8 protein-coding genes and 1 pseudogene are annotated in these 9,943 nt (G+C 74.0%); 5 read left to right on the top strand and 4 right to left on the bottom strand.

Annotation, left to right across the window (positions count from 1 at the left end; all coding sequences use genetic code 11):
- From ACFV0G_RS26335 to ACFV0G_RS26345, 3 genes and pseudogenes are all read left to right on the top strand, one after another.
- Positions 1-368, top strand: a pseudogene (locus ACFV0G_RS26335) (TetR family transcriptional regulator); the annotation flags it as partial.
- A gap of 124 nt (positions 369-492) precedes the next feature.
- On the top strand, positions 493-1,209 hold the full coding sequence (locus tag ACFV0G_RS26340; protein WP_380552824.1) for a MerR family transcriptional regulator: 717 nt from the start codon (positions 493-495) through the stop codon (positions 1,207-1,209).
- Positions 1,210-1,581: 372 nt separating this feature from the next.
- Positions 1,582-2,535 carry a serine protein kinase RIO gene (locus ACFV0G_RS26345; RefSeq protein ID WP_380552827.1) on the top strand — a complete coding sequence of 318 codons (954 nt, stop codon included), beginning with the start codon at positions 1,582-1,584 and terminating at the stop codon, positions 2,533-2,535.
- 223 nt (positions 2,536-2,758) lie between these two features.
- Here ACFV0G_RS26345 and ACFV0G_RS26350 read toward each other — a convergent pair whose 3' ends face one another.
- Genes ACFV0G_RS26350 through ACFV0G_RS26365 form a run of 4 tightly spaced genes read right to left on the bottom strand, consistent with a single transcriptional unit; the run spans position 2,759 to position 8,522 of the window.
- Positions 2,759-4,924, bottom strand: coding sequence for a 3-hydroxyacyl-CoA dehydrogenase NAD-binding domain-containing protein (locus tag ACFV0G_RS26350; protein WP_380552830.1), 2,166 nt, complete (start codon positions 4,922-4,924; stop codon positions 2,759-2,761).
- A gap of 28 nt (positions 4,925-4,952) precedes the next feature.
- Complete coding sequence (locus ACFV0G_RS26355) at positions 4,953-6,167, bottom strand: acetyl-CoA C-acetyltransferase (protein WP_380552833.1); 1,215 nt, start codon at positions 6,165-6,167, stop codon at positions 4,953-4,955.
- A gap of 26 nt (positions 6,168-6,193) precedes the next feature.
- Complete coding sequence (locus ACFV0G_RS26360; protein ID WP_380552836.1) at positions 6,194-7,336, bottom strand: acyl-CoA dehydrogenase family protein; 1,143 nt, start codon at positions 7,334-7,336, stop codon at positions 6,194-6,196.
- A gap of 34 nt (positions 7,337-7,370) precedes the next feature.
- Positions 7,371-8,522, bottom strand: coding sequence for a CaiB/BaiF CoA transferase family protein (locus tag ACFV0G_RS26365; RefSeq protein WP_380552839.1), 1,152 nt, complete (start codon positions 8,520-8,522; stop codon positions 7,371-7,373).
- A 183-nt stretch (positions 8,523-8,705) separates the two neighbouring features.
- Here ACFV0G_RS26365 and ACFV0G_RS26370 point away from each other — a divergent pair, with 183 nt between their 5' ends.
- Together ACFV0G_RS26370 and ACFV0G_RS26375 are read left to right on the top strand one after the other, a co-directional pair.
- Entirely contained in the window at positions 8,706-8,969 is a 264-nt protein-coding gene (locus tag ACFV0G_RS26370) for a DUF1876 domain-containing protein (protein ID WP_380552842.1), read from the top strand.
- A gap of 247 nt (positions 8,970-9,216) precedes the next feature.
- Complete coding sequence (locus tag ACFV0G_RS26375) at positions 9,217-9,900, top strand: Pr6Pr family membrane protein (RefSeq protein ID WP_380552845.1); 684 nt, start codon at positions 9,217-9,219, stop codon at positions 9,898-9,900.
- Positions 9,901-9,943: the final 43 nt, after the last annotated feature.

Raw genomic sequence — 9,943 nt, forward strand, 5'->3', positions numbered from 1 at the left:
CGGGCGCGGGCGCGGGCGCCCCGGCGCCGAGCGCGCCGCGCGGCGCGGGGGGGGCGGGGCGCGACGGGGTCCCCCCCGCTGGCGCGGGCCGCCGCGGGCACGCCCGGCCGCGGCAGGCCGTGATCACGGCCAACGCGGAGCTCCGGGAGCGCGAGCTCATCAAGCTCGCCTCGCTGTCGGCGGCGGTCGCCGACGCGCTGCAGCGGCGCGGCGTGGCCGAGCCGGCCGCACACCTGACCGCGGAGGCCGGACTCGCCGTCTTCAAGGTCGGCTTCGAGCGCTGGATCGCGGAGGCCGAGGAGCGCGACATGGCCCAGCTGATGCGGGAGTCGCTGGACGAGCTCAAGGCGCTGACCGCGGGCCGGTGACCGGCCGGGCGCGGGGCGGGTCGCCCATCGCCGCACGACAGGTGCGCGCGCACTGTCACACTGGTGCTGTCACAGCAGGACTGCGGCGCCCGGCAGGGCGACCGGACGGAAGGGGCCCGAGCGGATGGCAGCGAGCACGCCGCAGTTGACCGTCGACGAGCTGGCGGCGCGCGCCGGGGTGACCGTGCGGACCCTGCGCTTCTACACCGCCAAGGGCCTGCTCCCGCCGCCCGAGCTGGGACCGCGCCGGGTCGGCCGCTACGGGCCGGAGCACCTCGGCCGGCTGGAGCTGATCGAGGAGCTCCAGCGGCAGGGCCTGACGCTCGCCGCGATCGAGCGCTACCTCGCCCAACTGCCCGAGGACATCGGCTCGCTGGACCTGGCCATCCATCGCGCCCTGGTGGCGTCCTGGACCCCGGAGGCGGCCGAGGAGGCCGACCGCGCCCAGCTCTCCCGGCGGGCCGGCCGGGAGCTGTCCGACACCGACGTGGACAACCTGGTCGCGATGGGCGCACTGCACCGCACCGGCGACCCGGACACCTTCAAGATCGACCCCGGTCTGCTGCCGCTCGGCGTCCGGGTACTGGACGTCCCGATCCCGCTGGAGACCATGCTGGCGGCCCGCGCGGTGGTGCGGCTGCACAGCCGGTCCGCCGCGCACGACCTGCACCGGCTGTTCCGGGACACGGTCTGGCGGCCGTACCGGGAGAGCGACCCGGACCCGGCGGAGCTGGAGCGGATGAAGGAGCTCTCCGGCCAGATCCAGCCCCTGCTGGTGCAGGCGATCGTGACCGCCTTCCAGCGTTCCCTGGCGGAGGAGCTGACCGGCAGCACGGAGTAGCGCCCGGCGTCGGGCCGTCCGCTCGACGGGGCCGGCGCCCCGGGTCGGCCCGGGCCACGACAGGGAGCCGGCGGCGACCGTCGAGCAGCCTCGGCCCGTCCCGCCCTTTGACGCGGGAATGCCCTCCCCGAGGGGACCGCGGGGCACCCGGGGCGGATATTCGGTTGCGCCGCGAGAGGGAGCGGCTAGGGTACTCACGTTCTCGCGGGTGCCGTGCGAGGACCCGACGTCGAGGAGGTGTGTCCGGATGGTTGCCGCCGTGACGCGGCGCGCCTTCGTGTGCGCGCCATACGCCTCCCTCGTACGTCATCTCCCCACCGGCTGACAGCGCGTCACGCGCGCCCGGTGGGCCACTCCTCAGGAGCCACCGCAGTGCGCGAGCGCTTTGCCGACAGCGATTCCTTCTCCCGCATCCGCCCCAGGGGCGGGTCCCGTCGCGGCCGCAGGTCCGACCGGTTCGACGACTTCGAGCCCGAGTACGTCCCGTCCGGCCCGGCCGAACAGCCCGACGCCCTCAGCGGCACCGACACCCCGGACGGACCCGCCGAGGGCGACCGCTGGTCCACCTGGGACCGCTCCACCCCCACCGAGAAGGGGCCCGAGCCGCGCCCCGACTGGGTGGTGACCGAACTCGCGGCCGTCGACACCGAACTCGGCATGGTGAAGACCGGCAAGGAGGCCGACGTCTTCCTGCTGGAGCGCGGCGTACCGGGCACCGGCCGCCGCACCCTGATGGCCGCCAAGCGCTACCGGGACGCCCAGCACCGGATGTTCCACCGCGACTCCGGCTACCTGGAGGGCCGCCGGCACAAGGAGTCCCGGGTCACCCGGGCGATGGCCAAGCGCTCGGCGTTCGGCAAGGAGGCGATCGCCGGGCAGTGGGCGGCGGCCGAGTTCGCGGCGCTGTGCCGGCTCTGGTCGGCCGGGGTGGCCGTCCCGTACCCGGTGCAGATCACGGGGACGGAGATCCTGATGGAGTTCGTCGGCGACGCGACCGGCACGGCCGCGCCCCGGCTCGCCCAACTCCGGGCCGAGGAGGCCGACATCGAGGATCTGTGGGAGCAGCTCGGGCACAGCCTGTCGCTGCTCGCGGTCGACGGGTACGCGCACGGCGACCTGTCGGCCTACAACATCCTCGTCCACCACGGCCGCCTGGTGATCATCGACGTGCCGCAGATCGTGGACCTCGTCGCGAACCCCCGCGCGCGCTCCTTCCTGGAGCGGGACGTGCGCAACGTCGGCGCCTGGTTCGCCTCCCGGGGTCTGCCCGAGGCGCGCGTCGAGGAGCTGGTCGAGTCACTGGCCGCCGACGCGCGCCTGGGGTAGCCGCCGCGGCCCGGCGGTGTCAGGACCCGGCGAGCCGGGTCCCGTACTGCCGGGGCCGCTCCTCGCCCGGGTGAACCTCGGCGGCGAAGTCGTCGGCGAGGCTCCCGACCGTCAGCGGGGTGGCCGGGCCGGTCGCGGCGAGGGCGGCGGCGCGCTGCAGGGCGGCGAGGGTCTCCCGGGGGACGCCGCCCCGCCCGGGACGGGCGGGGCGGTGTCCGCGGGGTCAGTCCTGGAAGGTGCGGCCGTCGGCGGCCATCTCCTCCAGGAGCGCGGGCGGGGTGAAGCGCTCGCCGTACGCGGCGGCGAGCTCCTTCGCCCGGGCGGTGAAGCCGGGCAGGCCGCCCGGGTACCCGTTGATGTACTGCAGCACGCCGCCCGTCCAGGCCGGGAAGCCGATGCCGAGGATGGAGCCGATGTTGGCGTCGGCGACCGAGACCAGGACGCCCTCCTCCAGGCAGCGGACGGAGTCCAGTGCCTCGGCGAAGAGCATCCGCTCCTTCATGTCCTCGAACGGGATCTCCACCCCGGGCCGGGTGAAGTGCTCGCGCAGTCCGGTCCAGAGCCGGCCGCGCCGACCGTCCTCGTACGCGTAGAAGCCGGCGCCGCCGCTGCGGCCGGGGCGGTCGAACTCGTCCACCATCCGGTCGATCACCGCGTCCGCCGGGTGCGGGGTCCAGGTGCCGCCGGACTCCTCGACCGCGCGCCGGGCCTCGTTGCGGATCTTGCGCGGCAGGGTGAGGGTCAGCTCGTCCATCAGCGAGAGCACCTTGGCCGGGTAGCCGGCCTGGGCGGCGGCCTGCTCGACCGAGACCGGGTCCAGGCCCTCGCCGACCATCGCCACGCCCTCGTTGATGAACTGGCCGATCACCCGGGAGGTGAAGAAGCCGCGCGAGTCGTTGACCACGATCGGGGTCTTGCGGATCTGCCGGACGAGGTCGAAGGCACGGGCCAGCGCCTCGTCGCCGGTGCGCTCGCCCTTGATGATCTCCACCAGCGGCATCTTGTCGACCGGCGAGAAGAAGTGCAGTCCGATGAAGTCGGCGGGGCGGTCGACACCCTCCGCGAGCAGGCCGATCGGCAGGGTGGAGGTGTTGGAGCAGAGCAGTGCGTCCGGGGCGACGACGTCCTGGACCTCCTGGAACACCTTGTGCTTGAGCTCCGGGTTCTCGAACACCGCCTCGATGACCGCGTCGCAGCCGGCCAGGTCGGCCGCCTCCGCGGTCGGCGTGATCCGGGCCAGCAGGGCGTCGCGCTCCTCGGGCGTGGTGCGGCCGCGGGCCACCGCCTTGTCCAGCAGGGCGGCGGAGTAGGCCTTGCCGCGCTCGGCGGCCTCCAGGGTGACGTCCTTGAGCAGCACCTCGATGCCGGCCCGGGCGCAGGAGTACGCGATGCCGGCGCCCATCATGCCGGCGCCCAGCACGGCGGCCCGCTCCACCTTCCGGGCGGGGACGCCCTTCGGGCGCCCGGCACCGGAGTTGACGGCCTGCATGTCGAAGAAGAACGCCTGGATCATGTTCTTGGCGGTCTGCCCGGTGACCAGCTCGGTGAAGTAGCGGGCCTCGATCGCCATCGCGGTGTCGACGTCGACCTGGGTGCTCTCCACCGCGGCCGCGAGGATGTTGCGCGGCGCCGGGTAGGGCGCGCCGGCCAGCTGCTTGCGCAGGTTGGCGGGGAAGGCGGGCAGGTTGGCGGCCAGCGCGGGGCTGGCCGGGGTGCCGCCGGGGATCCGGTAGCCCTTGACGTCGAAGCGCTGCACGGACTCCGGGTGGGCGTCGATGAAGGCCCGCGCCTTGGCGATCAACTCCTCCGGAGTGGCGGCGAGTTCGTCGACCAGGCCGTGCTGCAGGGCCTGCGCCGGACGGTACTGCTGGCCCTGCAGCAGCACCTTGAGCAGTGCGTCGGTGATGCCGAGCAGCCGTACCGTGCGGACGACTCCGCCGCCGCCGGGCAGCAGGCCGAGGGTGACCTCAGGCAGGCCGATCTTGGTGGCCGGGTCGTCCAGGGCGACACGGTGGTGGCAGGCGAGGGCGATCTCCAGGCCGCCGCCGAGCGCGGCGCCGTTGATCGCGGCGACGACCGGCCGGCCGAGGGTCTCCAGGGCGCGCAGGGCGCGCTTGATCCGCATCCCGTGCTCGAAGGTCTCGGCGGCCTGGTCGGGGCCGACGGAGGAGAGCAGGTGGAGGTCGCCGCCGGCGAAGAAGGTCTTCTTCGCGGAGGTGACGATCACGCCGCGCAGGCCGTCCTCGGCCTTCAGCCGGGCGACGGTCTCGTCGAGCGCCGCGGTGAAGGCGGCGTTCATCGTGTTGACGGACTGGGCGGGGTCGTCGAGGACGAGGGTGACCACGCCGTCCTGGTCCTGCTCCCAGCGGATGGCGGTTGCTGCAGTCATGGGGAAGTCTCTCCAGGAGTGGGGGTGGTCAGATGCGCTCGATCACGGTGGCGACGCCCATGCCGCCGCCCACGCAGAGGGTGGCCAGGCCGTAGCGCAGGTCGCGGCGCTCCAGTTCGTCGACGAGGGTGCCGATCAGCATCGCGCCGGTGGCGCCGAGCGGGTGGCCGAGTGCGATCGCGCCGCCGTTGACGTTCACCTTCTCGTGGCCGAAGCCGAGTTCGCGCATGAACCGGAGCGCGACGGCGGCGAACGCCTCGTTGATCTCGACCAGGTCGATGTCCTCGGCGGTCAGCCCGGCCTTGGCGAGCGCCTTGCGGGTCGCCGGGGCGGGGCCGGTCAGCATGATGGTCGGCTCGGAGCCGGAGACGGCCGCGGAGACGATCCGGGCGCGCGGGGTGAGGCCGTAGCGCTCGCCGACCTCGCGGGAGCCGATGGCGACCAGCGCGGCGCCGTCGACGATGCCGGAGGAGTTGCCGGCGTGGTGGACGTGGTCGATGCCCTCCACCCAGTGGTACTTCTGCAGGGCGACCGCGTCGAAGCCGCCGGCCTCGCCGATCGCGGCGAAGGACGGCTTGAGGCCGGCCAGGGTCTCCACCGTGGTGCCGGGGCGGATGAACTCGTCGCGGTCCAGCACGACCAGGCCGTTGCGGTCGCGCACCGGGACGACCGAGCGGTCGAAGTGGCCGTCGGCCTGCGCCTTGGCGGCGCGGGCCTGGGACTCGGCGGCGAACGCGTCCACATCGGTGCGGGACAGGCCCTCGATGGTGGCGATCAGGTCGGCGCCGATGCCCTGCGGGACGAAGCCGGTCTCGTACGCGGTCATCGGGTCCATCGCCCAGGCGCCGCCGTCGGAGCCCATCCGCACCCGGGACATCGACTCGACGCCGCCGGCCAGGATGAGGTCCTCCCAGCCCGAACGGACCTTGGCGGCGGCCAGGTTGACCGCCTCCAGGCCGGAGGCGCAGAACCGGTTCTCCTGGACGCCGGCGACGGTGTCGGGCAGCCCCGCGGCGATGGCCGCGATCCGGGCGATGTCGGAGCCCTGGTCGCCGATCGGGCTGACCACGCCGAGCACGATGTCGTCGATCGCGGCCGGGTCCAGCGACGGGAAGCGCGCCTGGAGTTCGTGGATCAGGCCGACCACCAGGTCGATCGGCTTGGTGCCGTGCAGGGAGCCGTTGGCCTTGCCCCGCCCGCGCGGGGTGCGGATAGCGTCGTAGACGTACGCTTCGGTGGTCACGGTGGGTGCCTTTCGGTGCATCGGGGTCAGCCGAGGAGGGAGCGGCCGATGATCTCTTTCATGATCTCGGTGGTGCCGCCGTAGATGGTCTGGATCCGGCCGTCGGTGAACGCCCTGGCGACCGGGTACTCGCTCATGTAGCCGTACCCGCCGTGGAGTTGGAGGCAGCGGTCGGCGGTGCGCTTCTGCAGTTCGGTCGCCCACCACTTGGCCATGGAGGCGTCCACCGGGGTGAGCGCGCCCCGGTTGTGCTCGGTGATGCAGCGGTCGACGAAGGTGCGGGTGACCGCGCACTCGGTGGCGAGTTCGGCGATCTCGAAGCGGACGTGCTGGAGCCTGGCGAGCGGCTTGCCGAAGGCGGTGCGCTGCTTGACGTACCGGGTGGTGAGCTCCAGCAGGTGCTCTGCGCCGGCGATCGCGGAGACCGCGATGGCCAGGCGCTCCTGGGCGAGGTTCTGCATCAGGTACACGAAGCCCTGGTTCTCCTCGCCGAGCAGGTTCTCCTTCGGCACCCGGACCTCGTCGAAGAACAGCTCGGCGGTGTCCTGGGACTTCTGGCCGATCTTGTCGAGGTTGCGGCCCCGCTCGAAGCCCGGCATGCCGCGCTCGACGACCAGCAGGCTCAGGCCGCGCGCCCCGCCCTCCGGGGTGGTCCGCGCCACCACGACCACCAGGTCGGAGATGATGCCGTTGGAGATGAAGGTCTTGGTGCCGCTGAGCAGGTAGTGGTCGCCCCGGTCGACCGCGGTGGTGCGGATGCCCTGCAGGTCGGAGCCGGCCCCCGGCTCGGTCATCGCGATCGCGGTGACGCTCTCGCCGCTGCAGAACCCGGGCAGCCAGCGCCGCTTCTGCTCCTCGGTGGCGAGCGAGGTCAGGTACGGGCCGATGATGTCGTTGTGCAGGCCGATCGCCAGCCCGCTGACCCCGGCCCGGGTGAACTCCTCGGCGAGCACGGCCGGGAAGCGGAAGTCCGCGGTGCCGCCGCCGCCGAACTCCGCCGGCACGGCCAGGCCGAGCAGCCCGTGCCGGCCGGCCGCCAGCCAGGCGTCCCGGTCGACGATGCCGGCCCGCTCCCAGCGCTCGTGGTGCGGCAGCACCTCCTTGGCGAGGAACGCCCGGACGGTCTCCCGGAACGCCTCGTGCTCCTCGGCGTAGATCTCGCGCTGCACCTGCGGCTCCTCGGTGGTGTGGACGGTGGGCGGGTCAGCCGTGCTGCGGCCCGGCCAGGCCGGGCACGTCCCAGTCGCGGGCGACCTCGGCGGTGTGCTCGCCCGGCAGGGCGGGCGGGCGGCGCAGCTCCCCCGGGGTGGCGGAGAACCGCGGCGCGGGCGCCGGCTGGGTGACGCCGCCGTGCTCGGTGTAGGTGCCGCGGGCCGCCAGGTGGGGATGGGCGGCGGCCTGCCGCATGGTGAGGACGGCCGCGGTGCAGGCGTCGGACCCCTCGAAGACCTTCACCCACTCGGCCTGGGTGCGGCTGGCGAAGCGGGCCGCGATCAGCTCGCGCAGCTCGCCGGCGCGCTCCGGGTCGTACGGGCCGGGGGCGTCCGCGCCGAGGCCGAGCAGCTCGGCGAACTCCGTGTAGAACTGCGGTTCGAGGGCGCCGACGGCCATGTGGGCACCGTCCGCGGTGCGGTAGACCGAGTAGCCGGGCAGGCCGCCGTCGAGCAGGTTGGTGCCGCGGCGGTCCTGCCACTGCCCGTTGGCGAGCAGGCCCCAGAGCATGGTGCTGAGGTGCGCGGCGCCGTCGACGATCGCCGCGTCCACGACCTGGCCGGTGCCGGTGGCGCGGGCGTGGTGCAGGCCGGCCAGCAGGCCGACGACCAGGTAGAGCGAGCCGCCGGCGTAGTCGCCGAGCAGGTTGGCCGGGATGGCGGGCGGGCCGTCCGGGGCGCCGATCATGCCGAGCAGTCCGGCGGTGGCGAGGTAGCCGATGTCGTGCCCGGCGCTGGCGGCGAGCGGGCCGTCCTGCCCCCAGCCGGTCATCCGGCCGTAGACCAGGGCCGGGTTGCGGGCCAGGCAGGCGTCCGGGCCGATGCCGAGGCGCTCGGCGACGCCGGGGCGGTAGCCCTCGACGAGCAGGTCGGCGCGGGCGGCCAGGTCGAGCACCTGCGCGGCGCCGCCGGAGGCCTTGAGGTCGACCACGACGGAGCGCTTGTTGCGGTTGGTGAGGTCGGCCGCCGGTGCGGGGCCGATCGCGGCGCCGCCCGGCCGGTCGACCCGGACGACGTCGGCGCCGAGGTCGGCGAGCAGCATGGCGGCGAACGGGCCCGGCCCGATCCCGGCGAGCTCCAGCACGCGCACGCCGGCCAGCGGACCGCGCCCGGCGCCGCCGGGAGCGGCGGGATCGATCGGCACCGCGGATCCTCCGATGTTTGACAGTGAAGCTGTCACAGTCGCGATGATAGACATGCGACCCGCCGGTAACAAGGGTGCCGCGGCCCCGCCCGGGCGGCCCGCGGCCGCGCCGGGCCTCGGTTGCCAACCGGTGCGCGCAGGCGGATTCTGAGGCTGACGAGCCCATTCGGAGAAGGTGATCCCATGCACAACCACTGGATCGTCGACCTGAACTTCGAGGAGGACGAGAGCCGTACCAGCTGCACCGCCTCGCTCAGCGGCTTCAGCGCGCCCGGCGTCCGCGGCATCGGCATCGCCCGCCGCAACCCCGACGACTCACCCGACTCGACGATCGGCGAGGAGCTCGCGGCCGCCCGCGCCTGCTCCAACCTCGCGCACCAGCTCATCGACAAGGCCGCCACCGGCATCGAGACCCGCACCCACGAGACCGCCCGGCTGACGTTCTGACCAGGGTCCGCACGGCCCGGCGGCGCGCCCGCCGGGCCGGTGAGCGTGCGCGCGGACGCCCCCGCCGCCACCTGCTGCGACCTGCGGCGACCCTCCGTCCACGGCCTTCCGCCGACGGTCCGACGGCGGCTTCCCCGGGTCGCTACCGGCGGGTAGAGTGCGGCGACCGGTCCGCCTTTCCACCCTTCCGTCCCCGCGGCGGCCCGGCGGGCCGCGAGCCCGGGGGACGGGAACGGGGAACGCAGCAATGACCGTCTGGACCAGGCCCGCCCTCTGGTGGCGGCTGGCCGTCGTGCTCTCGGCCGGCCTCGGGCTGGTACTGAGCAACAGCTCGCTGGTGTACTTCACCATCGAGAGCAATGTGATCGTGCTCGGCTACTTCGCCGGAGCGGTGTACTGGATGGTGCGGCGCGGCACCACGGACGCGCCCGCGCCCAGGCTGCGCGGCGCGGCGACGCTGTACATCACCATCACCGGCCTGGTCGCGCACATCCTGCTCAACCACGGGGCCGACCCGCTGCCCGGCCTGGTGCACGGACCGGACCGCCTGCAGAACTGGTCGAGCTTCTTCCTGCACTACGTCACGCCGGTGCTGGTCCTCGGCGACTGGCTGGTCCTCAAGCCGCGCAACGCCTCCCGCTGGAAGGACCTCCCGCTCTGGCTGGCCTTCCCGCTCGGCTACGCGGTGCTGACCGAGCTGCGGGCCGCGCTCCTCCCGTCCTTCCCGCTGAAGTACCCGTACTTCTTCCTGGACCCGACCACCGACGGCTACGGCTGGGTGCTGGGCCAGATCGGGCAGCTCACCGTCGAGTTCGTGGTGCTCGGTGCCGCCGTGGTCGGCCTCGACCGGCTCGGCACCCGGCTGGCCGGGCGCGGCTCGGCCGGGGCCGCGCCGCAGCCCGCGGAGGACCGGGCGCCCGCCGGGCGGTAGCCGGCGCCCCGCCCGGACGCGACGGCGCCCCGCAGGCAGGACC

Source organism: Kitasatospora sp. NPDC059571, from assembly GCF_042735675.1.
Taxonomy (GTDB): Bacteria; Actinomycetota; Actinomycetes; order Streptomycetales; family Streptomycetaceae; genus Kitasatospora.

Coding starts and splice junctions, on each gene's coding strand:
- ACFV0G_RS26375 (WP_380552845.1), top strand. CDS start 9,217: ATGACCGTCTGGACCAGGCCCGCCCTCTGGTGGCGGCTGGCCGTCGTG.
- ACFV0G_RS26370 (WP_380552842.1), top strand. CDS start 8,706: ATGCACAACCACTGGATCGTCGACCTGAACTTCGAGGAGGACGAGAGC.
- ACFV0G_RS26350 (WP_380552830.1), bottom strand. CDS start 4,924: ATGACTGCAGCAACCGCCATCCGCTGGGAGCAGGACCAGGACGGCGTG.
- ACFV0G_RS26340 (WP_380552824.1), top strand. CDS start 493: ATGGCAGCGAGCACGCCGCAGTTGACCGTCGACGAGCTGGCGGCGCGC.